This is a genomic window from Mesorhizobium sp. B2-5-7 (assembly GCF_006440875.1).
In the GTDB taxonomy this organism is placed as follows: Bacteria; Pseudomonadota; Alphaproteobacteria; order Rhizobiales; family Rhizobiaceae; genus Mesorhizobium; species Mesorhizobium australicum.
This window is the reverse complement of the sequence record NZ_VFUO01000002.1, coordinates 660,733-684,000: the sequence shown is the minus strand read 5'-3', so window position 1 is coordinate 684,000 and position 23,268 is coordinate 660,733. Positions and strand designations below refer to the sequence as shown.

Annotated in this window: 23 protein-coding genes; 5 read left to right on the top strand and 18 right to left on the bottom strand. The window is 64.0% G+C overall.

Annotation, left to right across the window (positions count from 1 at the left end):
• Positions 1–8: 8 nt before the first annotated feature.
• The 7 genes from FJ543_RS10780 to FJ543_RS10750 form a co-directional block, all read right to left on the bottom strand.
• Positions 9–374, bottom strand: a complete 366-nt coding sequence (locus tag FJ543_RS10780; protein ID WP_015315606.1) for an MmcQ/YjbR family DNA-binding protein — start codon at positions 372–374, stop codon at positions 9–11.
• Between the two features lie 58 nt (positions 375–432).
• Complete coding sequence (gene clpB, locus FJ543_RS10775) at positions 433–3,039, bottom strand: ATP-dependent chaperone ClpB (RefSeq protein WP_140875011.1); 2,607 nt, start codon at positions 3,037–3,039, stop codon at positions 433–435.
• 218 nt (positions 3,040–3,257) lie between these two features.
• Positions 3,258–4,235, bottom strand: a complete 978-nt coding sequence (locus FJ543_RS10770; RefSeq protein ID WP_140875009.1) for a DUF4167 domain-containing protein — start codon at positions 4,233–4,235, stop codon at positions 3,258–3,260.
• Positions 4,236–4,539: 304 nt separating this feature from the next.
• The gene (prmC, locus tag FJ543_RS10765) at positions 4,540–5,418 is read right to left on the bottom strand and encodes a peptide chain release factor N(5)-glutamine methyltransferase (protein WP_140875007.1); all 879 of its coding nucleotides are present in this window, start codon (positions 5,416–5,418) and stop codon (positions 4,540–4,542) included.
• Entirely contained in the window at positions 5,411–6,490 is a 1,080-nt protein-coding gene (gene prfA / locus FJ543_RS10760; RefSeq protein WP_140875005.1) for a peptide chain release factor 1, read from the bottom strand. The genes prmC and prfA overlap by 8 nt, the downstream gene beginning before the upstream one ends.
• A gap of 10 nt (positions 6,491–6,500) precedes the next feature.
• Complete coding sequence (gene ptsP, locus FJ543_RS10755) at positions 6,501–8,771, bottom strand: phosphoenolpyruvate--protein phosphotransferase (protein ID WP_140662767.1); 2,271 nt, start codon at positions 8,769–8,771, stop codon at positions 6,501–6,503.
• Positions 8,772–8,852: 81 nt separating this feature from the next.
• The gene (locus FJ543_RS10750) at positions 8,853–10,106 is read right to left on the bottom strand and encodes an aspartate kinase (protein WP_015315600.1); all 1,254 of its coding nucleotides are present in this window, start codon (positions 10,104–10,106) and stop codon (positions 8,853–8,855) included.
• 243 nt (positions 10,107–10,349) lie between these two features.
• Here FJ543_RS10750 and FJ543_RS10745 point away from each other — a divergent pair, with 243 nt between their 5' ends.
• The gene (locus tag FJ543_RS10745) at positions 10,350–12,188 is read left to right on the top strand and encodes a CHASE3 domain-containing protein (RefSeq protein WP_140875003.1); all 1,839 of its coding nucleotides are present in this window, start codon (positions 10,350–10,352) and stop codon (positions 12,186–12,188) included.
• Positions 12,189–12,391: 203 nt separating this feature from the next.
• Positions 12,392–13,141 (top strand): bifunctional 2-polyprenyl-6-hydroxyphenol methylase/3-demethylubiquinol 3-O-methyltransferase UbiG, encoded by a 750-nt coding sequence (ubiG, locus tag FJ543_RS10740; RefSeq protein ID WP_140616869.1) that lies wholly within the window; start codon positions 12,392–12,394, stop codon positions 13,139–13,141.
• Between the two features lie 76 nt (positions 13,142–13,217).
• Here the strand turns inward: ubiG and FJ543_RS10735 are convergent, their stop codons facing one another.
• Entirely contained in the window at positions 13,218–14,108 is an 891-nt protein-coding gene (locus tag FJ543_RS10735) for a DMT family transporter (protein WP_140875001.1), read from the bottom strand.
• A 99-nt stretch (positions 14,109–14,207) separates the two neighbouring features.
• Here FJ543_RS10735 and FJ543_RS10730 point away from each other — a divergent pair, with 99 nt between their 5' ends.
• Positions 14,208–14,693 carry a MarR family transcriptional regulator gene (locus FJ543_RS10730; protein WP_140616867.1) on the top strand — a complete coding sequence of 162 codons (486 nt, stop codon included), beginning with the start codon at positions 14,208–14,210 and terminating at the stop codon, positions 14,691–14,693.
• 4 nt (positions 14,694–14,697) lie between these two features.
• Here the strand turns inward: FJ543_RS10730 and FJ543_RS10725 are convergent, their stop codons facing one another.
• The 4 genes from FJ543_RS10725 to FJ543_RS10710 are packed head-to-tail and all read right to left on the bottom strand — an operon-like array spanning position 14,698 to position 17,116.
• Positions 14,698–15,123, bottom strand: coding sequence for a DUF1178 family protein (locus FJ543_RS10725; RefSeq protein ID WP_140787767.1), 426 nt, complete (start codon positions 15,121–15,123; stop codon positions 14,698–14,700).
• Entirely contained in the window at positions 15,120–15,998 is an 879-nt protein-coding gene (locus tag FJ543_RS10720; protein ID WP_140616865.1) for a carbon-nitrogen hydrolase family protein, read from the bottom strand. Before FJ543_RS10720 ends, FJ543_RS10725 begins: the two co-directional genes overlap by 4 nt.
• 10 nt (positions 15,999–16,008) lie before the next feature.
• Positions 16,009–16,278, bottom strand: a complete 270-nt coding sequence (gene grxC, locus FJ543_RS10715; RefSeq protein WP_127280365.1) for a glutaredoxin 3 — start codon at positions 16,276–16,278, stop codon at positions 16,009–16,011.
• Between the two features lie 25 nt (positions 16,279–16,303).
• On the bottom strand, positions 16,304–17,116 hold the full coding sequence (locus FJ543_RS10710) for a ComF family protein (RefSeq protein ID WP_015315592.1): 813 nt from the start codon (positions 17,114–17,116) through the stop codon (positions 16,304–16,306).
• A 66-nt stretch (positions 17,117–17,182) separates the two neighbouring features.
• On the opposite strand from FJ543_RS10710, the gene FJ543_RS10705 reads away from it, so the two are divergent.
• Positions 17,183–18,055: a methyltransferase domain-containing protein gene (locus tag FJ543_RS10705; protein WP_140616864.1), complete on the top strand. Its 873-nt coding sequence runs from the start codon at positions 17,183–17,185 to the stop codon at positions 18,053–18,055.
• Between the two features lie 20 nt (positions 18,056–18,075).
• On the opposite strand, the gene FJ543_RS10700 is transcribed toward FJ543_RS10705, so the two are convergent.
• The 5 genes from FJ543_RS10700 to argJ all read right to left on the bottom strand — a co-directional run bounded on the left by FJ543_RS10700 (position 18,076) and on the right by argJ (position 21,256).
• Positions 18,076–18,255, bottom strand: coding sequence for a Flp family type IVb pilin (locus tag FJ543_RS10700; RefSeq protein ID WP_015315590.1), 180 nt, complete (start codon positions 18,253–18,255; stop codon positions 18,076–18,078).
• A gap of 110 nt (positions 18,256–18,365) precedes the next feature.
• Positions 18,366–18,680: a hypothetical protein gene (locus FJ543_RS10695; protein ID WP_015315589.1), complete on the bottom strand. Its 315-nt coding sequence runs from the start codon at positions 18,678–18,680 to the stop codon at positions 18,366–18,368.
• Between the two features lie 121 nt (positions 18,681–18,801).
• The gene (locus tag FJ543_RS10690) at positions 18,802–19,224 is read right to left on the bottom strand and encodes a (deoxy)nucleoside triphosphate pyrophosphohydrolase (RefSeq protein WP_140616862.1); all 423 of its coding nucleotides are present in this window, start codon (positions 19,222–19,224) and stop codon (positions 18,802–18,804) included.
• 8 nt (positions 19,225–19,232) lie between these two features.
• Positions 19,233–19,985, bottom strand: coding sequence for a GNAT family N-acetyltransferase (locus FJ543_RS10685; protein ID WP_140787931.1), 753 nt, complete (start codon positions 19,983–19,985; stop codon positions 19,233–19,235).
• A gap of 29 nt (positions 19,986–20,014) precedes the next feature.
• Positions 20,015–21,256, bottom strand: a complete 1,242-nt coding sequence (argJ, locus tag FJ543_RS10680; RefSeq protein WP_015315586.1) for a bifunctional glutamate N-acetyltransferase/amino-acid acetyltransferase ArgJ — start codon at positions 21,254–21,256, stop codon at positions 20,015–20,017.
• A gap of 222 nt (positions 21,257–21,478) precedes the next feature.
• Here argJ and FJ543_RS10675 point away from each other — a divergent pair, with 222 nt between their 5' ends.
• Positions 21,479–22,078 carry a TetR/AcrR family transcriptional regulator gene (locus FJ543_RS10675; protein WP_140713089.1) on the top strand — a complete coding sequence of 200 codons (600 nt, stop codon included), beginning with the start codon at positions 21,479–21,481 and terminating at the stop codon, positions 22,076–22,078.
• A 59-nt stretch (positions 22,079–22,137) separates the two neighbouring features.
• On the opposite strand, the gene FJ543_RS10670 is transcribed toward FJ543_RS10675, so the two are convergent.
• Positions 22,138–23,073 (bottom strand): peptidylprolyl isomerase, encoded by a 936-nt coding sequence (locus FJ543_RS10670; RefSeq protein WP_140874999.1) that lies wholly within the window; start codon positions 23,071–23,073, stop codon positions 22,138–22,140.
• Positions 23,074–23,268 lie beyond the last annotated feature (195 nt).

The following is a 23,268-nucleotide window of genomic DNA, read 5'->3' as shown; positions in this document are numbered from 1 at the left end:
AATATTGGCTAGCTTGCGCCAAGCCCCAATTCCTTGCGCGCCTGCTTCGTCAGCTTAAGGGCAACAAGGCGGTGGCTCTCGCGCAGATAGTCCTCCAGCGCACCATCATCCATGCTCTGGCTTGTCTGACGCTGGATCCACTTCATGCCGCGGGAGGCAAGATAGGGCGCGGGGCGCAGGCCGGGCTGCTCCTTGAGCACGTCATAGGCGATGTCGGAGCATTTGAAGGTGACGAAGAGCTGCCGACCCTGATCCCAGCCACCGATCGCAAACACCTTGGTCCCGACCTTCCAGACATGGGCGCCGCCCCATTGCACCACGTGGTTCGTTGCAGGCAGCGAAGCGCAGAAGCCGTTGTAATCGTCCAGCGTCATCAATCCCCCGCCAATTGCATGAAAACGCCGCGCGTCAGGTGGACGCGCGGCGTCTGAATCAGGCCGCAACCTCGGCCGCGACGATCGCCGGCTTGGAGCGGAAATTCAGCCGGTCGGAACCGGCCGTGACCTTGACCGTCGAGCCGTCCAGGATCTCGCCGAGAAGGATCTTTTCCGCCAGCGGATCCTGCAGTTCCTTCTGCATCACCCGCTTCAGCGGCCGGGCACCATAAGCGGGGTCGTAACCCTTGGCCGCCAGCCACTCGATCGCCTCGGGATCCAGCGACAGCGTGATCTTGCGATCCGTCAGCAGGCTCTCGAGCCGCTTGAGCTGGATCTCGACGATACGGTCCATGTCCTTGCGGCGCAGCCGGTGGAACAGGATCACCTCGTCGACGCGATTGAGGAACTCCGGCCGGAACGATGCCCTGACCACGCCCATCACTTCGTCTCGTACGGCATCGACATCCTGATCCTCGCCGAGATTGACGAGATATTCGGCTCCCAGGTTCGACGTCATGATGATCAGTGTGTTGCGGAAGTCGACGGTGCGGCCCTGCCCGTCGGTGAGCCGGCCGTCATCGAGCACCTGCAACAGCACGTTGAAGACATCCGGATGCGCCTTTTCGATCTCGTCGAACAGCACGACCTGATAGGGCCGGCGCCGCACCGCTTCGGTCAGCGCACCGCCTTCCTCATAGCCGACATAGCCGGGAGGCGCGCCGATCAGCCGGGCGACGGAGTGCTTCTCCATGTATTCGGACATGTCGATGCGCGCCAGCGCCGTCTCATCGTCGAACAGGAAATTGGCCAAAGCCTTGGTCAGTTCCGTCTTGCCGACGCCGGTAGGCCCGAGGAACATGAACGAGCCGATCGGCCGGTTCGGATCCTGAAGGCCCGCACGGGCACGCCGCACCGCCTTGGAAACGGCCTGCACCGCTTCGCCCTGGCCGACGACACGCTTGCCGATCTCGTCTTCCATGCGCAGCAGCTTGTCACGCTCGCCCTGCAGCATCTTGTCGACCGGAATGCCGGTCCAGCGCGACACGATATGGGCGACGTGGTCGGGTGTGACCACTTCCTCGACCATGCCGGCCTTGCCGTCCTGGGCTTCGGCCTCCTTCAGCTTTTTTTCCAGTTCCGGGATCTTGCCATAGGCAAGCTCGCCGGCGCGCTGGAACTCACCCTTGCGCTGGGCAATGGCAAGGTCGTTGCGCGCTTCGTCGAGCTGCTTCTTCAAGTCGGCCGCTAGCCCGAGCTTCTGCTTCTCGGCCTGCCACTTCGCGGTGATCTCTGTCGATTCCTCTTCCAGGCCGACAAGTTCCTTTTCCAGGCGGGCGAGCCGGTCCTTCGAGGCATCGTCCGTCTCGACCTTCAACGCTTCGCGTTCAATCTTGAGCTGCATAATGCGGCGGTCGATCTCGTCCAGCGCTTCGGGCTTGGAATCGACCTGCATCCTGAGCCGCGAGGCGGCTTCGTCGACGAGGTCGATCGCCTTGTCCGGCAAGAAGCGGTCGGCGATGTAGCGGTTGGACAATGTCGCCGCCGCCACCAGTGCCGAATCGGAGATACGCACCTTGTGGTGCTGCTCGTATTTCTCCTTCAGGCCGCGCAGGATCGAGACCGTGTCCTCCACTGTCGGCTCGTCGACGAAGACGGGCTGGAAACGGCGGGCAAGGGCGGGATCCTTCTCGACATGCTTCCTGTATTCATCGAGCGTGGTGGCGCCGACGCAGTGCAGTTCGCCGCGCGCCAGCGCGGGCTTCAGGAGATTCGACGCGTCCATGGCGCCATCGGCCTTGCCGGCGCCGACCAGCGTGTGCATCTCATCAATGAACAGGATGATGTTGCCACTGGCCGAAGTGACTTCCGAAAGCACAGCCTTCAGCCGCTCCTCGAATTCGCCGCGATATTTGGCACCGGCAATCAGCGCGCCCATGTCGAGCGCCATCAACTGCTTGTCCTTAAGCGATTCCGGCACGTCGCCATTGACGATGCGCAGCGCCAGCCCTTCGGCGATCGCCGTCTTGCCGACGCCCGGCTCGCCGATCAGCACCGGGTTGTTCTTGGTGCGGCGCGACAGCACCTGGATGGTGCGTCGAATCTCGTCGTCGCGGCCAATCACGGGGTCGAGCTTGCCCGCGCGTGCGTCCGCGGTGAGGTCGCGTGCGTATTTCTTCAGCGCGTCATAGCCCTGTTCGGCACTCGCCGAATCGGCGGTGCGGCCCTTGCGGACGTCGTTGATGACCTGGTTCAGCGCCTGCGCGGTGACACCGGCCTTGGCCAGGATTTCGGCGGTCTTGGCCGATTTCTCCATGGCAAGCGCCTGCAGCAGCCGCTCGACGGTGACAAAGCTGTCGCCGGCCTTCTTGGCCAGGTCTTCGGCGGTCGAGAACACCTTGGCCAGCGGCTGTGCCAGATAGAGCTGGCCATTGCCGCCCTCCACCTTGGGCATCGCCTCGAGCGCCGTCTCGACGCCGAGCTTGACATCGCGGACATTGCCGCCGGCGCGCTCGATCAACGACGCGGCCAAGCCTTCATCATCGTCGACGAGGACTTTCAGAATGTGTTCGGGGGTGAATTGCTGGTGGTTGCGCGAGAGCGCCATGGTCTGCGCGGACTGGATAAAGCCGCGCACGCGCTCCGAGTATTTCTCAAGGTTCATATTTGTCTCCTTCCATCACCGGCCCGCTTTGCGGCACCGGATCAGATTGCGGTGACGGACCCGCCCATTCGAGCCGGATCCTGTTCAGGCCAGATATGGTGCATGGACCCTTGCCCCTCAAGATGTCGCAATATGGCAGGTGCATAATATTCCACGTCAGCCCAAACGAAAACGGCGGAGATTTCTCTCCGCCGCTCAAGGCCTTGAATGCCGTTCGCTCAGTTGTCGATGTCGGAAACCACGGGTTCGGCACCGCCGCTGTCGGCCGGAGCCGCCGCTGTCCCGGCCGCGTCCCCATTTTCGCTGCTGCTCTCGACCTGATCGGCATTGGTGCGCGGACGGCGCGGACGCCGTGGACGGCGGGCAGCACCGCTTTCGGCGGCCGCCTCATTGAGTTCGGCCTGGGCGGCCAGACCTGCCGGTGAAAAATTCTCGAACCGTGGAGCCGGCTCGGCCGCCGCGACCGTCTCGGGGGGCGGAGCGGCCTCTGCCTGGACTTCCGTCTGCCCCGGGGCCTCGTTGCGCTGTTGCTGTCCGCCCTGTTCGGGTGAAGCGTGGTCGCGCTGGCCGTAGCCGCCATTGGGGCGGCGATCGCGATGGCGCCCGCCACCGTTGTCGCGGCCGCCATTGTTGCGACTGTTATTGTCGCGCCCGCTGTTGTCGCGCCCGCTGTTGTCGCGATTGTCGCGACCGTTTTCCCGGTTCAGCGCAACCTCCGCAGGCATGCCCTCGATCACCGGCTGCGGACCTGCGCCATGGTTGATTACGGGAAGCTGTGGATCGGAACCGGCATTGCCGCTGCTATTGCCGGCCCCACTGCCGGCATTGTCGAACTCATCGCGATCGTCATCGCCGTCCTCGTCGAACTCGTCGCGTGCCTGCTGGACGTTCTGGATCGGCATCTGCGCCTGCGCGGCGGCAATGATGCGATTGTAGTGTTCAGCGTGCTGGAGGTAGTTCTCCGCCATCACCCGGTCGCCGGAGCTGTGCGAGTCACGGGCAAGCGTGGCGTATTTTTCGGCAATCTGCTGAGCCGATCCACGGATTTTCACGTCCGGGCCGTTGCTCTCGTAATTGCGCGTAAGCGGATTCGGCCCCTTGCGGTTGTTGTTATTGTTGTTGTTATTGTTATTGCCACCGCCGCCGCCATTGTTGTTGCGACCGCGCATGCGCCTGTTCTGCTGTTGTGGCCTCATTCGACTCTCTTCATCTTGAAATTTTGAAAAACTCTTCACGAACGGAGGCGCTCATGCAGCCAGCCGTTTCGTTTCTTCACCGGCGTTCGCCCGCATCGATTGCGTTGGCGCCACGTGTCATCCTGTTTCCGGTTACATCACTTGCCGGACGATTCCCGCACGAAGCTTGGGCGTCGTTTGCGCAAGAAGGCAGCTATTTCCAAGGAAAAACCGAATCGCTAAGAGCACTGCCTGCTTCGTCTCATCCGGTTAGGCGACCCTAGCCGCATTCCCCGGTATTGCCAAGCGCTTTTTTTGCACTGCGTCAAGACGTTGCTCGTTGAAAAACAAGAACCCTGTCGTTTCCGCCGAGATCGCTAAAAACCTCGCCAGCCGCGTAACCGGCTGCGCGAAATATATCGTTGACGTCGTTGCTTTGCGTGTGGCCGATCTCGACCGCAATCCTGCCTTCGGCTTCCAGAAACCTTGCCGCCTCGGCGGCGATGATCCTGTAGGGGTTCAGCCCATCCACACCGCCATCAAGGGCAAGGCGCGGGTCGAAATCGCGGACTTCGTCCTGCAGATTTCCAATCTCTTGTGTTGGTATATAGGGAGGGTTTGCGGCAATTACATGGTACCGGCCGGAAACTTTTTCAAACCAGTCTGACTGAACCGCCGTGAACCGGCCGCCGAGGCCGAATTGCCCGGCATTGCGGGCCGCCGTGGTCAGAGCGCCGGCGGAGATGTCGACACCGGTGGCGGTCGCGGCCGGCACGACGCTCAGCAACGCCAGGGCGATCGCGCCCGTGCCGGTGCCGAGATCGAGGATGCGGCATGTGCCCTCCCGCGCGGCCATTGCCTTGACAAAGGGCAGCACCGCCTCGACCAGCGTTTCGGTGTCCGGTCGCGGCTCCAGCGTCTCCGGCGACAGCGACAAGCGCAAACCGTAGAACTCGCGATAGCCGAGGATGCGATGCACCGGCTCGCTACGGGCTCGCCGTCTCAAGGCGCCGTCGATCGCGGCGATGGTGTTCCCGTCGATCTTGCACTCCGGGTCGGCGATCGCCTGGGTGCGCGTCGTGCCGGAATAGTGCTCGACGATCAGCCGCGCATCGAGCGCGGGATCATCGATGCCGGCTGCGGCAAGCCGGGTCCGCGCTTCCCGCAGCAGCGGCCCCAGCGCCGCAGGCAAAGGATCAGCCATCGATGTCGATATCGGCCAGCAGCTTCGACTGATGATCGGCGATCAGAGCGTCGACGATTTCGTCGAGTTCACCCATCATCACCCGGTCGAGTTTGTAGAGCGTCAGGTTGATGCGATGGTCGGTGACCCGGCCCTGCGGAAAATTGTAGGTGCGGATGCGCTCGGAGCGGTCGCCGGAACCGACCTGCGACTTGCGCGACTCGGAACGCTCCTCATCCGCCTTGCTGCGCTCCATGTCATAGAGCCGGGCGCGCAGGATCTGCATGGCCTTGGCCCGGTTCTGGTGCTGCGACTTCTCCGCCTGCACCACCATGATGCCGGTCGGCAGATGGGTGATGCGGACCGCGGAATCGGTGGTGTTGACGTGCTGGCCGCCGGAGCCGGAGGCACGCATCGTGTCGATGCGGATGTCCTCGGCCCTGATGTCGATGTCGACCTCTTCGGCTTCCGGCAGCACGGCGACTGTGGCGGCTGACGTGTGGATGCGCCCGCTGGCCTCGGTGGCCGGCACGCGCTGGACGCGATGCACCCCGGATTCGAATTTCAGATGGGCGAACACACCTTTACCGGAGATCGTGGCGATGATTTCCTTGAAGCCGCCGGCATCGCCGTCGCTGGCCGATACCGTTTCGAACCGCCAGCCGCGTTCGGCGGCATAGCGCTCATACATGCGAAACAGGTCCCCGGCGAAGAGTGCCGCCTCATCGCCGCCGGTGCCGGCGCGGATTTCGAGAATAGCGTTCTTGTCGTCGGCGGCATCCCTGGGCAGGAGCAGGATCTGGATGTCTTTCTGCAGCGTCTCGATGCGCTCCTCGACGCCGGGCAGATCTGCCTCGGCAAGCGCCCGCATCTCGGCGTCGGTGCCCTTGTCGGCGAGCATCGCTTCAAGGTCGGCCTGCTCGTGCTCGGCAGAGCGCAATTCCCTGACCTTGGCCACCATCTCCTGCAACTCGGCATATTCCGATGCCATCCTCACATAGGCATCCGGCGCCGGCCCGGCCGACATCTGCGCTTCGAGCATCTCGAAACGCTTGACGACTTGATCCATACGATCGCGGGGCAAATTGACCATGATGAGGGTGCTACAACGGGATCGAGCGGTCGTCGGCGAAGGCCTGCAGCAATGCCCGCATCGGCAGCCCTTGCGCCGGCGCCATCAGATTGTCGTCGAAGAAAGCCTTCAGCTCCTCCAGCGGCAGCTCCGTCAGCATGGCCTTGACCGGACCGATCGAGGCCGGCGACATCGAGATCGAGCGGAAACCGAGGCCGATCAGCGCCATCGCCGAGATCGGCTTGCCGGCGAGTTCACCGCACAGGGTGACCGGCGTATGATTGCGGGCGCCGGCGTCGGCGATCTGCTTGAGCACGCGCAGGAATGGCGCCGACAACGTATCGAAGCGGTTGGCCAGTTGCGTGTTGCCGCGGTCGACCGCCATGACGAACTGGAACAGGTCGTTCGATCCGACCGAGACGAAGTCGACCGCCTTCATCAGTTCGTCGAGCTGGAACAAAAGCGACGGCACTTCCAGCATGGCGCCCAGCTTGAGACTGGTCGGCAGGTGATGGGCAAAGCGTGAGAGATGCCGCACCTCGCGGTCGATGATTTCGCGCGCCTGGGCGATTTCGCCGAGCTCGGTCACCATCGGCAGCATCAGCTTGAGCTCGCGCCCGCCGCTGGCCTTGAGCAAGGCGCGGATCTGGGTGCGCAGCAAGCCCGGCCGATCTAGCGTCAGGCGGATCGCCCGCCAGCCGAGCGCCGGATTCTCTTCCTGGACCGCGCCCTTGAAATAGGGCAGCACCTTGTCGCCACCAATGTCGATGGTGCGGAAGGTGACCGGCTTGCCGCGCGCTGCCTCGAGCACGTCGCGGTAGAGTTTTTCCTGGGCTTCGGCGCGCGGAAAGGTCGACGCGACCATGAACTGCAGTTCCGTGCGGAACAGGCCAATGCCGGCGGCGCCCGCTTCGGCAAGTTGCGGCAGGTCGACGGCAAGCCCGGCATTCATCAGCAGGTCGACCTGGACCCCGTCCCGGGTCGTCGACGGCTTCTTGCGCAGTTCGCGGTAGACCTCCTGCCGTCGCGCCCGGAACCGCACCTTCTCGGCATAGGCGGCTTCAAGATCGGATTGCGGCCGCAGATGGATCGCGCCTTCCTCGCCGTCGACGATGATGGCATCGCCGTTTTCCGCCATGGAAACGGCGCCCTTCATCTGTCCGGCGACGGGAATGCCCATGGCGCGCGCGACGATGACGACATGGCTGGTCGCCGCGCCATCCTCCAGCACCAGCCCGCGCAGCTTGTCGCGAGGATAGTCGAGCAGTTCGGCAGCGCCCATCGAGCGGGCGACGATGATGGCGTCCTTGGGCAGCGAGGCCGCGACATCCTCGGGTCCACGTCCCATCAGCTGGCGCAACAGCCGGTTGGCGAGATCGTCGAAATCGCTCATCCGCTCGCGCAGATAGGGATCGGTCATGTGCAGCATGCGGGCGCGCATGTCGCTCTGAACTTTTTCGACCGCCGCCTCGGCAGTCAGGCCGTTACGGATCGCCTCTTCCAGGCGCCGTACCCAGCCCCGGTCGTTGGCGAACATGCGGTAGGCTTCCAGCACCTGGCGGTGCTCGCCCTCGAAGGCGACATCGCGGCGCTCCAGCATGTCGTCGATGGAAAGCCGCAGAGAACCAAGCGAGGCTTCGAGCCGCCGGACCTCCTCCTCGCTGTCCTCGTTGAACAAATTGGTGACGACGATACGCGGCTCGTGCAGCACGACATGACCGAGCCCGACGCCATCGTTGAAGGACAGGCCGGTGAAGCTGACAGGCCGGCGCAGGTCGAGTTCGAGGCCAGGCCGGGTCAGCCGCGCCAGATCGCCGGTGGCGATCATCTCGGCGATGACCATGGCCGTGGTTTCCAGCGCCTCGACCTCATCGTCGCGGTAGTGGCGCATGGTCTTGTTCTGGACGACCAGGACGCCCAGCGTGCGCCCTGCCCTGAGCACCGGCACGCCGAGGAAGGAATTGTAGATCTCCTCCCCGGTCTCCGGCAGGTAGGCGAAGGCCGGGTGTTCTTGCGCGTTGGACAGGTTGAGCGGCCTGGCACTCGCGGCAATGGTGCCGACCAGGCCTTGCCCTAGCCGCAGCTGCGCCAGATGGACGGCGTTCGGGTTCAGACCTTCGGTGGCGTAGAGCTCCAGCACCGAATCGGCGCGCAGCACGTAGAGCGAGCAGACTTCCGCGACCATGTTGGAGGCGATGTCGCGCACAATCCGGTCGAGCCGCTCCTGCGGCTCCAGCGGCTCCTGCATGAGCTCGCGGAGCCGTTTCAGCAAAACGCGCGGGCCAACGGCCGTGTCACGCATCGCGGCTTCTTCTCCAATAGACTTCTTGCCGGGGCAGTTTCCGCCGCGCCCGGCAAGTGCGCAACAGCTGATTCAGTCCTGCTACTGCTTATCCAGACCGTAGACGGAATGCAAAGTGCGAACCGCAAGTTCCGTATAGGGACCGTCGATCAGTATCGAAATCTTGATCTCGGAGGTGGTGATGGCGCGGATGTTGATCGCCTTGTCGGCCAGCGCCTTGAAGGCGGTGGCGGCGACGCCGGCATGGCTCCGCATGCCGATGCCGATGACCGAAACCTTCGACATGCCAGCTTCCGACTGCACGACATCGTAGCCGATCTCGGCTTTCAGCCGGTCGAGCACGGCCAGCGCCTTGTCGACATCGCCCGACGGCACGGTGAAGGTCATGTCGGTCAGCTTGCCGTCCTCGGAAATGTTCTGGACGATCATGTCGACATTGATGTTGGCCTCGGCCAGCGGTCCGAAAATGCCGGCGGCAACGCCCGGCCGGTCGCCGACGCGGCGCAGCGAAATCTGGGCCTCGTCCTTGGCATAGGCAATTCCGGTGACGACCTGCTGTTCCACGATCTCTTCCTCGTCGCAAATAAGCGTTCCCGGAGGATTGAGCAAATCCCCCATTCCGGGCGCATCGGGATCGTCGAAGGACGACCGCACGAAGGTACGCACCCTGTGCACCATGGCAAGCTCGACCGAACGCACCTGCAGAACCTTGGCGCCGAGCGAGGCCATTTCAAGCATTTCCTCGAACGATATCTTGGCCAGCCGCCGCGCTTTGGGCTCGATGCGCGGGTCGGTGGTGTAGACCCCATCGACGTCGGTGTAGATGTCGCAGCGGTCGGCCTTGACCGCGGCGGCGATCGCCACGGCGCTGGTATCGGAGCCGCCACGTCCGAGTGTCGCGATGCGGTTGTCCGGCCCGATGCCCTGGAAACCGGCGATGACAGCCACCTGGCCTTCGCCGAAGCGCTTGACCAGGAAGGCGCCGTCGATGTCGAGGATGCGCGCCGCGCCATGCGCGTTGTCGGTCTTGATCGGAATCTGCCAGCCCTGCCAGGAGCGCGCATGCACGCCCATGTTCTGCAAGGTGATGGCGAGAAGGCCAGCCGTGACCTGTTCGCCGGAAGCGACGACCGCGTCATATTCGCGTGCATCGTGCATCGGTGAGGCCTCGCGGGTCCAGCCGACCAGCTCGTTGGTCTTGCCGGCCATCGCCGAAACCACCACAGCCACCTCGTGACCGGCGTCGACCTCGCGTTTGACGTGACGTGCCACGTTGCGGATGCGAGCGATGTCGGCGACGGAGGTCCCGCCGAATTTCATCACGATACGCGCCATGGAAGCGAAATGCCTTTGACTGGAGCCGGCCCGCGGCCGAAAATGGAAGAACAGCGCCCGGCTGCCGCCGGCCACTGAATGCGCGGCCTCCATAGCCAAATGAGGAAGGTTTCGCAAGGCTGACGGCGGATTGCATAACAGCACGACATATTGCCTTCCGGCCCGGCGCCGCTTACCAAATGCTGCCCGCGGGAAATTGCTTTTGGTTCGGCATAACAGATGATTGCTCGGCTTCGGCGCGCCATGCGATTGCAATCGCTCCCGCTTGTCGCGGGCTTTGCGGTGCTGGCACTGATCGTCGGCACCCGTGCGGTGCTCGTCGAGAGCCAAAGGGCCAATCGTGCCGCCGCACGTGAGACAATCGAGTACCAGGAGCAGCTTTCCGGGCTGCTTTCATTGGCGCAGGAGGCCCAGAGTGGTCAGCGCGGCTACCTGCTGACCGGTGAAAAATCGTATCTGGAGCCTTACCGGAAGGCCGTCGAGGCAATTCCGGGACAATTGGCGCGGGTCGACAGCGCGACCGCTCCCGACGATCAGATCGCCCAGCAGATCGGCCACATCAAGGACGCGCTTTCGCAACAGCAGGCCGACCTGGCCGAAACCATAGCTCTTTACGAGCGAGGCGATGCGGCAAAGGCCCTGCAACTGGTCCGCAGTGGCCAGGGCAAGGCCGCCATGGACGAGATGCGGGCCAGCATGGACACAATCCGGCGTATCGGCGCCGCCGCGGTGGCCGCGCGCGACGAGCGTACCGACCGGGTCGAGGCCTGGTTGCGGATCGGCTCACTGGCCGCGTTGCTGGCGACTTTCCTGCTTGCCGCCTACACCATACGTCAATCCCGTCGCCGCTTCCACGAGGTGGTCGTCGCCCAGCAAGAGCTGATGCGCAAGAACATCGAACTCGGCAACGAGATCCAGACGCGTGAAAAGGCCGAATCCCAGATACGCCAGATGCAGAAGATGGAGGCTGTCGGACAGCTGACAGGCGGCATCGCCCACGACTTCAACAACATGCTGGCGGTGATCCTCAGCGCCATGAACCTTGCCCAGCGCAAGCTGAAGCGGGGCGAGCATGACATCGAAAAACTCGTCGAGGCCGCGACCGACGCGGCCAGCCGTGCCGCCAACCTGACCTCCCGCCTGCTTGCCTTCTCCCGCCTGCAGCCTCTGGCGCCGCAGGTTGTCGACATCAACGGGCTGTTGACCGGCATGTCCGATCTTCTGCGCCGCACCTTGGGTGAAGGCATCCGCATCGAGACAGTATTAGCGGGCGGCCTGTGGAAAACCCACGCCGATCCCAGCCAGATCGAGAACGCGATCCTCAATCTGGCCGTCAATTCCCGCGACGCCATGGACAACGAGGGCAAGCTGACCATTGAGACTGTCAACAGCCACCTCGACGACGGCTATGCATCGACGCACGCCGAAGTCACGCCTGGCCAATATGTGATGATCGCGGTAACCGACACCGGCGCGGGCATGTCGCCCGAGACCATCGCCAGGGCCTTCGAACCCTTCTTCACGACCAAGCCGGTCAACAAGGGCACGGGACTTGGGCTGAGCCAAGTGTTCGGCTTCGTCAAACAATCGGGCGGCCACGTCAAGATCTACTCCGAGCCCGGCGAAGGCACGACGATCAAGATCTACCTGCCCCGGTTTTTCGGAGCCGAGGAGCCGGCAGCGCCCGTCGGGCGCGACAAGAGCGCCGCCGAGGTCACCGAGACGATCCTCGTCGTCGAGGATGACCCCCGCGTGCGGGCCTCCACGACGGGTGTCATGCGCGAACTCGGCTACATCGTCATCCATGCGGGAAGCGGACCGGAGGCCCTTCAGAAGCTCGCCGCGACACCAGGCATCGCCCTGCTTTTCACCGACATCGTCATGCCGGTGATGAACGGCCGCAAGCTCGCCGAGGAAGCGCTCGCGCGCCAGCCCGAGCTGAAAGTGGTCTTCACCACCGGCTTCACCAGGAATGCCGTGGTCCACAACGGCATGCTCGATCATGACGTGCACTTCCTGGCCAAGCCGTTCACCATCGAGCAGTTGGCGGCCAAGCTGCGTGATGTTCTGGACACGAAATAAACCGGGCCTTTGATCGCCCAGCCACTTTGTCAGCAGAGGAAAATGTTGCCTTGACATTCGATGCCTCACGCCCGACTTCCTAGCGCATGACCCCGAAATCGACTTCGATTTCGGAAAGGGATCATGCGCAGAATCAAAGTGCTACAGCGTCCTTTGCGCGTCCGAAGGACGCGCGGCGCTGTAGCGTCCGAGGAGACCAACCGATGCCTGAGCCCCGACGATCGACGATCGATGCCGGAGAGGTGGAACGCTTTTCCGCCCTTGCCGCCGAATGGTGGAACCCGAACGGCAAGTTTCGTCCGCTGCACAAATTCAATCCGGTCCGGCTTTCCTATATCCGCGACCAGATCGCGGCGCGCTTCGGCCGCGACCCACGGGCGGCGCGGCCGTTCGAGGGCCTGCGCATCCTCGACATCGGCTGCGGCGGTGGCCTTTTGTGCGAGCCGATGGCGCGGCTCGGTGCCGAGGTGGTCGGAGCGGACGCGTCCGAAACAAACATCGAAGTGGCGAAACTGCATGCCGCCGAGGGCAATGTCAGCGTCGACTATCGTGCCACGACGGCGGAAGATCTCGCCGAGGCCGGTGAAAAATTCGATGTCATCCTCAACATGGAAGTGGTCGAACATGTCGCCGATATCGACCTGTTCGTCGCCAAATGCGGCGAGATGGTCAAACCCGGCGGCATCATGTTCGTGGCCACTATCAACCGCACGCTCAAGGCGCTCGGCCTCGCCATCATCGGCGCCGAATATGTGTTGCGCTGGCTGCCGCGCGGCACCCACCAATTCGGCAAGCTGGTGCGCCCCGAAGAGCTGGAAAAGGCGCTGCGCGGCGCCGGCCTGACCATCATCGACCGCACCGGCGTCTCCTACAATCCGCTTGCCGATCGCTGGGCGCGGTCGAAGGACATGGACGTCAACTACATGGTGCTGGCGGAAAAGGGATCGGTCTGAACAGCCAATCCTCAGCCAGCCGGGGCCGGAGCCCGGCGTTGATGCTGACGGCAGTGCGACGTGAGCCTCGAAGCCTTCAGGCTTTCTGGCTCTGCGCCTTGGTGGTGATGAACACGCCCGCGGTGATGATGACGGCGCCGACCCAGGTCAGCAGTTGATAGTGTTCACCAAGGAAGATCGTGCCGGCAAACAGTCCGACCGCTGCCGCGACATAGCCGATCTGGCTGAGATAGACCGGACCGCCAACCGCCTGCAGCCGGAAGAAGAAAGCAAACATCGCCGATGCCGAGGCCATCTGCGCCACGACGATGAGCGGCACGGCGCCAAGCTGGACGAAGGCCTTGCCTCCGAGCAAGGTCAGGATGCCAACGAGCAGCATCGCCGCGGACGCCAGATGGCTGCCGACCGCGAGTTCGATCGGACCGGTTCCTTCCGGCCAGTCGATGGTGCGGTAGATGTTGCCGGCGGCAAGGCTGACCGGGATCAGCAGTCCCATCATCACCCAGAACAGATCGGCCGGCTGGCCGGCCTCGCCGCGCGTCACCGCCACCATGACGGCGCCGACGAAGCCGACGGCGATGCCTGATACGCCCAGCATGTTGGGGCGCCGGACGCCGAGCAGGATCGAAAACACCAATGTGATCACCGGCGACAGCGTGAACATGATGCCGGTGTAGCCGGCGCCCAGATGCGGAATGGCCGAAAACATCAGGAGATTGGGGACGGCATAGGACACTGCCGCGGTGACGAAGAAATAGCGCAGTTTGTGCGGGGTGAGCCGGATGCGCTGACCATGCGCCAGGAGCACGCACAAAAGCACGCCGCCAGCGCCGAGCGAGATGACAAAGGCCCAGACCATGGCCGGCGCGCCGGCCGCCGTGGCGAGCTTGCCGAAGGGCAGCGTCAGGCCCAGCAGGCCGCCGGTGACAACCAGCAGGCCGAGCGCCGAATCCCAGAGATATTTCATGATGGAACCCTATGGGTGCACAGCCTCTTGGCCGGCGTTGACTATTGAGATAAGATAATGGAAAGATTCTTAACTTCAAGATACATTGTGGTGAGATAGATGGACCGCGCTGGGAAAGCCATCGAGCAATGGCGGCGGGAACGGCCGGACCTGGATGTGTCGCCGATGGCCGTGATCGGGCGTCTGAATGAGGTCTCCTCGCTGATAGCACGCGATCGCCTCGCCCCGCTGTTTGCCCGTTTCGGACTGCAGGCGGGAGAGTTCGATGTATTGGCGACGCTGCGCCGCTCCGGCTCGCCTTACGCGCTGACGCCGACCGCTCTCTATGAAGCGACGATGGTGACATCAGGCGCCATGACCAACCGGCTCGACCGGTTGGAAAAGGCCGGATTGATCCTGCGTGCACCGCACCCCAACGATCGGCGCGGCATCGTCGTGCGGTTGACCGAAAAGGGGCTCGCCTTGATCGACGAGGCCGTTGCGGCCCATGTGGCGAACGAGCATCAGATCCTGTCCGGCCTGACACAGACCGAACGGGAAACGCTTTCGCACCTGCTGGAAAAATTGATCGGCAGCGTGAGCTGATCGCTCAGTTCCGGTCGTCCGGAAACACCGGGATCGGCATGAACTCGACACCGTCCTCGGCCAGGGCCTTGGCCTCCTCCAGCGTCGCCTCGCCATAGATGCCGCGCGCATCGGTTTCGCCGAAATGGATCTTGCGCGCTTCCTCGGCGAACTTGTCGCCGACATAGTCGGCGTTTTCGCGCACCTTCTCGGCCATCGCCTTCAGCTGCGCCAGCGCCTGCTTCTGCGCCTCGCCCATGGCAAGCGCTATGGTTTCCTGCTTGCGGGCCGTGGAAACGGCCGGGGCCATCAGCGCCTTCTCGACCTTGTGCGAGCCGCAGCTGGGGCAATCGACAAAACCGCGCTTCTTCTGCGTGTCGAAATCGTCATTGCTGCGAAACCAACCCTCGAACTCATGCTCGTTTTCGCAGATCAGGGAAAAGCGGATCAAGATGCGGCGCCCCTGAGACGCGGCCCCTCGCCGGTATTGATGGTGAAATCCCGCGCATTCCTGAGATTGGGGATCTTCTTGCGCGCGGCAAGCGACTGCGCCGGGTCGATCTCCGCGACAATCACCGCTGGCTCGTCATGCGCGGCTTCGGCGATGATGCGGCCCCACGGATCGACGATCAGCGAATGCCCATAGGTCTCGCGGCCGTCCTCGTGCAGGCCGCCTTGCGCGGCGGCGACGACATAGGCGCCGTTCTCAATGGCGCGTGCCCTGAGCAGCACATGCCAATGCGCCTCGCCGGTCTGGCGGGTGAAGGCCGCGGGCACGGTCAGCACCTCGGCGCCGGCCATCGCTTCGGCACGGAACAATTGCGGAAAACGCAGGTCGTAGCAGACGGCAAAGCCTAGTTTCGCATCGTTGATCGGAATAACGACGGCTTCGGTCCCCGGCTCATAGGCGGCGGATTCGCGCCAGCTTTCGCCGTTATCGAGGTCGACGTCGAACATGTGGATCTTGTCGTAGGTGGCGAGCGTCGCGCCATCGGGTCCGAACAGGAGCGCGCGGTTGGCGAGCTTGCCGTCGGCGCGCAGTATGGCGGTCGAGCCGACGTGCAGGAAGATGCCGAGCTCACTGGCGAGCTTCCGCGCGGTTGCGACAACGATGTCCTTGTCCTGCGAGGTGAAGGAGGCGGCACGCGCTTCCTTGTCGCGGATCAGTGCACCGGTCATCTCCGGCGTCTGGATATAGGTCGCGCCCTGGCCCGCGGCCTCGCGCACCAGCCGCTCCATATCGGCCGCATTGCGCTCGGGGCTCTCGCCTGAACGCATCTGCACTGCCGCCGCCTTGAAAACACCCGCCGTCTTGAAAACACCCATTGTCATACCCTCAAATCGACGAGCCGTTGGCGAGCAGTTTGTCCAGTCGGCCTTCTGCCTCCAGATCATGGAGGTCGTCGCAGCCACCGACATGTGTGTCGCCTATGAAAATCTGCGGAAAGGTCGTGCGCCCGTGAGCTCGCGACATCATCTCCTGGCGCAGTTCCGGAGAGAAGGAAGCGTCGTGCTCGGTATAGGCGACGCCTTTGCGCTCCAGTAACCGCTTGGCCGCCGTGCAGTAGCCGCACATCATGCGCGTATAGATCGTGACATCGACCATGACGAATTCCGCTTCCGTTGCCGACTTATATAGTCACGGACTCGTCCGCCCGGAAGTCCCCCGGCAACACACGGGCAAAGGTCAGCACGTCGACGGCGGCCGCACCTCCCCTTTTCAGCGCCTTGGTGGCGGCACGCACGGTGGCGCCGGTGGTGTAGACATCGTCGATCAGAAGCACCCTGCGGCCGGCAATCTCGATCTCGGCCTCTGCCGGCACGCGAAAGGCGGCGCGTACGTTTTCCTCGCGCTCCTGCCGCTCCAGTCCGACCTGCTGGCGGGTGAGTTTCACGCGCCGCATGGCGGAGGGCGAGAAAGGCAGCCCGCTGAGCTCGCAAACCGCGCGCGCCAGTTCCGCCGATTGATTGAACCGCCGCCTGAAAAAACGGCGCCAATGCAGCGGCACCGGTACCACCACATCCGCGTCGGCGATGAGCTCGGCGCCCACACGAACCATCCAGCGCGCCATCCAGGGTGCGAGATCCGTGCGGTCCTGGTATTTCAGCCCTTGCACCATCTGGCGGGCAACGCCGGAGTAGACGACCGCGGCCCGTGCCCGTTCGAAGGGAGGCGGATCCGCGATCGCCTCCGCCGACAGAAAACCATCGCCCATGTGATGGGTGAACGGCGTGCCCATCACCGGACACCAGGGCCGCTCCAGCAGCCGCAGCTTCGGCCAGCAGCCGCCGCACAACACACCGGGCTGCGAGACCTGCCGGCGGCAACCGGCGCAGACCGGCGGAAACAGGATGCGCGCCGGCCAGCCCAGAGCCGACCGTGCAGCAGACCCGGCCAGCTTCCTGATCTCGACGGACTTGATCTTGGGCATCGGATCGGCCACGTGATTGGTTCCTCGGCGCCACCAATACCAATCACATCAAGGCGCCGACATACAAGGATCAATCCCTTGCAGCCTATAATGGACACCTCTCTGTGGCTGGCGCACAAGCGGCGCGCGCTCATCCGCCCGGTTGACGGCGCCGACTTCCTCATGCGCCGTGCCGCCGAGGATCTCGCCGACCGGCTGGGCGCCGTCGAGCGAAAGTTCGCCAAGGCGGCGGTGCTGTTTTGCCAGACATCGGCCGCGGCCGATGTCCTTGCGCGGAGCGGCAAGGTGGCGGATCTCGCCCGTGTCGAGACGGCCGCGGCTTTCCTGAACGGTGCCGCCGGCCTGATTGCGCCGCCGGAGACGGTCCCGTTCGAGCCGCAAAGTCTTGATCTGGTGGTATCGCTTTTGTCGCTGCAGGCGATGAACGACATCCCGGGCATGTTGATCCAGATCCGTCGCGCGCTGCGGCCGGACGGACTTTTTCTCGGCGCTTTCGCAGGCGCCGGCACGCTTGCGGAACTGCGCGAAAGCCTGCTTGCCGCCGAGACAGAGCTCTACGGCGGCGTCAGCCCTCGCGTCATCCCCTTCACCGACGTACGCGATGCCGGTGCGTTGCTGCAGCGCGCCGGTTTCGCGCTGCCGGTCGCCGACGTCGAGACGGTGACGGTGCGCTATGCCAACCTGTTTGCCCTGATGGCGGATCTGCGTGCCATGGGCGAAACCAGCGCGCTGGCCGATCGCAGCCGGCGGCCGGGCACGCGCCAGCTGTTTGCCCGCGCCGCGGAAATCTACGCCGAACGCTTTTCCGACCCCGACGGTCGTATCAGGGCAAGCTTCTCGACGGTCTGGATGTCCGGCTGGGCGCCCGATGCATCGCAGCAAAAGCCGCTGAAACCCGGTTCAGCCAAGGTTTCGCTGAAGACTATACTGGAGGGACCTGATGGGCATTGACCTATTCGCAGGCACCAGCCTCATTGCGCAAAGGCGTTGGCAAGCCTGCTGGAGTTGTCGCTGAACAGCCAGGTCAGCGAGTTGAAGACCTGGCCGATACCGCCGATGATCGTCAACGATAGCACGGCAATGATCAGACCGTATTCGACGACCGTGGCGCCGTTTTCGTCCTCCAGAAAACGCACCAGCACTGTTTTCATGACCTCGATCCCCGTTGCCGAAACTTTTACCGCGGATCTGTTAAGAAAGGTTAACGGCAAAGGCTTAACAGGCGGTGAAGTCGCCGACCGTCGGAAATGTCCTGGCCTTGTCAGCAGTCGCCACTGCTTTTGCCATCGGAACGGATAATGCAGACGCCTCCCGGATCGGCCTGCAGCACGCTGCGGCGTACCGTATAGGTGCTGCGATGGCTGATCGAACCGGTAGCCGTCATGTCCAGGCCGGGGAAACCGTCGCGGGCCGTTTGCGAACGCGCCTGGCTGTCGAGGAAAGGGGTCGCGATCAACGCCAGCGCCACGGCGGCCGATCCGAACAGCAGCGTGAGGCGCAGGACGCCCATGCCCGCATCAGCGACACGAAAGCCGCGCTCGGGCCGGATCGAATCCCAATCCCTGTCCAGGCTCATTCTATCGCTCCCCAGCGAAATGACGGCGGCCGCACGAAAAAACGGCCATGCATCAATTTTTCATGATGAGATAAATCTTCCATTAACGCTGGCTGATATGGACGGTGGTCCAATCAAATCCTCAAAGGAGATCGATCAGGAAGGGGATCAGTGGCGCATCGGCCGGCGGCATCGGATAGTCGCGCATCTGTTTGGGCCGCACCCATTTCAGCGCCTGCCCTTCCCTCGGCTGGGCGATGCCGCGGAAGCGGCGGCAGACAAAAAGCGGCATCAGCAAGTGGAAGTCGTCATAGGAATGGCTGGCGAAGGTCAGCGGCGCCAGGCATGGGATCTCGGTCTCGATACCGATCTCCTCCTGCAGTTCACGGATAAGGCATTGTTCCGGCGTCTCGCCGGCCTCGACCTTGCCGCCGGGAAACTCCCACAGGCCGGCGAGTTGCTTGCCTTGCGGCCGCTGCGCCAGCAGCACGCGACCATCGGCATCGACCAGCGCGCAAGCGGCGACCAGGAGCAGGCGCTTGCCGCTGGATTTCACATCATTCATGCCCGACTTCACCCATGAACAGCGGGCCGGCGGTAGTGATAGCGATAGACTTCCTCGAAGCCGAGCGCGCTGTAGAGCGCCAGCGCCGGCGCGTTGCCCGCCTCGACCTGCAGCCAGGCTTCCCGCGCGCCGCGCAGCCTCGCCCATTTCAGCGCCGACAGGATCAGGTTGCGGCCGTGGCCCTTGTTGCGCGCCGCCTTGTCGGTAGCGACCTCGAACAGGCCGGCGAGATCGCCGTCATGCACGCAGATCAGCGTCGCCAGCGGCTCCGTCCCATCCTCGAGTGCGAACAGCCCGGCTTCAGGCTGGATAGCGCCGATGATCTCCGACAGGCCCGGCCGCAGCGACACGTCCGAGCCGCTGACCTTGAGCAATGCGCCGATGAAGCGGCTGATGTCCTTGAGCGGGATCTGGTCCATGGCGGCGTCGAGCTGCGCGTCGGCCAGCGGCAGCCGCATGACCAGCGATTCGTCGAACCGACTCCAGCCCTCCTTGTCGAGATGACTGGCAAGATCGGGACCCGACAATGGCGACATGCGGAACGTCAGCGGCCGGCCGTACGCGTCGAAACGGCGGCTCGCGCGGCCGATGCGGTCGGCGATGTGCTGGATGTCGCCGGGATCGAGCGGATTGACCGAGTTCAGCCGCTTGGCCGGATGACCGGCGGTCAGGCGCACCACCCAGGTGCCGTCATAGTGGACGGCGGCCGCGGGCCAGGCGCGAAAGCCGGCCGCCTCATAGCGGCGCACGGTCGCGAGCATGCTTGCGGGATGACGCGAAACCAAGGCGATCAGCTCCGGTAGTCGCCATTGATGGCGACATATTCCTTGGTGAGATCGCAGGTCCACACTGTCGCCTTGCCGCGGCCGATGCCGATATCGGCGCGGATGCGGATGTCGTCGCGCTTCATATAGGCCGAGGTCTTTTCTTCCGAATAGCTGGGGTCGCGCTCACCCTCATGCGCCAGCCTATTGTCGCCGAACCAGATCGACAGCCGGTCGCGATCCGCGGGCTCGCCGGCCTTGCCGACGGCCATGACGACGCGGCCCCAATTGGCGTCCTCGCCGGCGACCGCCGTCTTGACCAGCGGCGAATTGGCGATCGACAGCGCGATGCGCTTGGCCGAGCGGGCCGACTTGGCCCCGGTGACGGTGACCTCGACCTGCTTGCGGGCGCCCTCGCCGTCGCGCACCACCTGCAACGCCAGCGACTTCAGCACCTTGCCGAGCGCCCGGCGGAACTGGCCAAGGCGGGCGTCCCTGGGATCGGTGATCTCGGGCGCGCCGCGCTTTGCCGCCTTGCCGGTGGCAAACAACAGCAGCGTGTCGCTGGTCGAGGTATCGCTGTCCACGGTGACAGCATTGAACGTCTTGGCCGTGCCGCGCGACAACAGGTCCTGCAGGACAGGAGCCGCGATCGGCGCGTCGGTGGCGATGAAGGACAGCATCGTCGCCATGTCGGGCGCGATCATGCCGGCGCCCTTGGAAATGCCATTGATGGTCACATCGGCGTCGCCGAGCTTGACCGTCGCCGTCGCCACTTTCGGATATGTATCCGTGGTCATGATGGCCTTTGCCGCCTCTGTCCACAGGTCCGGCTTGCCGTCGCTGACCAGCCCGGCGAGCAGATGGCTGAACTTGGCCGTGTCGAGCGGTTCGCCGATGACGCCGGTCGAGGCCAGGAAAACCTCGCCTGCCGTGCAGCCCGCGGCCTTCGCCGCCGCTTCGCCCGTCAGCGCGGTGGATTCGCGGCCCTTCTGCCCGGTGAAGGCGTTGGCGTTGCCGGAATTGACGACCAGCACCCGCGCCTTGCCCGAGCCAAGGTTCTGGCGGCAGAAATCAACCGGCGCCGAGGGACATTTCGACCTGGTGAACACGCCGGCGACCGCGGTGCCTGCATCGAACACCATGGCCAGCAGGTCGGTGCGGCCCTTGTACTTTATCCCTGCTTCGGCGGTGGCGATGCGCACCCCTTCGATTTCTGGCATTTTGGGGTATTTCTTCGGCGCAAGCGGGGAAATCGTCGTGGACATGCAGACCTCGGGCGGGAAAATCGCAAGGGAAGGCCGGTTTGCCCGATACGGCGAGCCGGTGCAAGCGCGTTTTCGTCGCTCCCGCGGAGGGCAAACCCGTTCAGGATCAAGCTTGCATTTCAAATCTGTTGGCGTCGCCGGGGTCCGTGGCGCTATGATCTTCCACATTGGGCAGGCGGGATCACTTATCGTTGCCAGCGAATTGAAACGAGGACGAAAGGCATGGCCGAGGAGGCGGATACGGCGCGCAGATCGATCGGTGCGCGGCGCAATCCCGACAGCGCGGACGCCATTCTGGAGGCGGCCGAGGCAGTGCTGGTCGAAGGCGGCTATGCCGGCTTCTCGATCGAGGCCGTGGCGCGCCGCGCGCGCGCCGGCAAGCCGACCATCTATCGCTGGTGGCCAAGCAAGGCGGCATTGCTGCTCGAAGTCTATCAGCGCCAGAAACGCGTCGACATCCCAGACAGCGGAAGCTTGGAAGAAGACCTCGTCGGCTTCCTGAAAAACCTGTTCGCGCATTGGCGCGACACGCCTTCGGGCAGCGTGTACAGGTCGCTGATTGCCGAGGCGCAATCGGACGAGACCGCCGGCGCGGCGCTCGCCGGCTATGCCACGGGGCGCCGGACTCACAACAGCCAGATCGTGGACCGCGCCAAGGCAAGGGGTGAAATTGCCGACGATATCGATTCAGAGGTGGTCGCCGATCTGATCGGGTCCTTCGCCTGGAAGCATCTTTTGACCAACCGCCTCGACGTGAATGAAGCCACGATACGAACCGCTGTTGGCTATGTCACGCGAGGCATCGTCACGCCCAGGCGCTAAAAAACGGCAAAAAAATAGGCGCGGCGAGCAATCACTCGCCGCGCCTTCACGATTGCGTCCTACTTGGCGCTTTCCAGCGTGTCGACGGCCTTCTTCAGATTGGCGTCGGGGATCTCGACCTTGGCGCCGGCGCGCAGCGACTTGACCAGCGCGAAATACTTGTCGCGGATGACCGCCTGCTTGGCCTGGTCCTTGACGTCGTCGAAGGCCGGCGGCTGCTTGGCGCGCTTGTCCTCGAGCTTGATGACATGCCAGCCGAACTGCGTCTGCACCGGCTCCTTGGTGTATTTGCCGACCTCGAGCGCGAAGGCCGCCTTGTCGAACTCCGGCACCATCTGGCCAGGTCCGAACCAGCCGAGATCGCCGCCATTGGACTTGCCCGAGGGATCGCTGGTGTGCTCGTTGGCGAGCTTCTGGAAATCACCGCCGCCGTCGAGCTGCTTGATGATCGCCTCGGCCTCTTCCTTCGTCTTCACGAGGATGTGACGGGCATGCACCTCGTTGACCGGCGGCGTGTTGGCGATTTCCTGGTCGTAGCGGGCGCGAACCTCGGCGTCGGTGACCTTGTCGACCACACCCTTCTCGACCATCTCGCCATGCAGGGCGCGCTGCTGCAGGAAAGCCATGCGGCGCTGGAAGTCAGGATCCTTGTCGAGACCGTCGGTGACCGCCTTGGCTGCCATGACGCGGATTTCGATGGCCGCCGAAAGTGCCGCGGCGCGGCGCTGCTCGGGCGGCAACTGCGCGAACTGCTGCGACAGCTCGCCTTCGGCAAGCACCAGATCCGCTTCGGTCAAGGGCTGGCCGTTGACGGTGGCGATCACCGTATTCGGGTCGACCGGCGCTGCGGCCGGGGCAGCCGCATCCGCCGGCGCGGCGGGGGCGGCCGGAGCGGGAGCGGTCTCCTGCGCCGTGACAGGCGACAGGCAAAGAGCCGACAGGCCGAGGGCCAGGCCAAGGCTGGCAAGCGACGCACGGCTGAACAACAAGGACATAAGGATGACTCCGGTCAGGGATTGTAGGGAGGGTGGCTTCCAGATCAGCCAGATTGTGGCGGAATTTGGCGCGACCGACAGGGCCAGCGCGGCGTTGACATCAGTTGAGCCCCCTCTTATCTGTCCATCGACTTGGCGTCCAGAACCGTTTTCCGGGCGCTTTTTGTGTTTGCCCGTATTCAGGCGGTGCGTTCA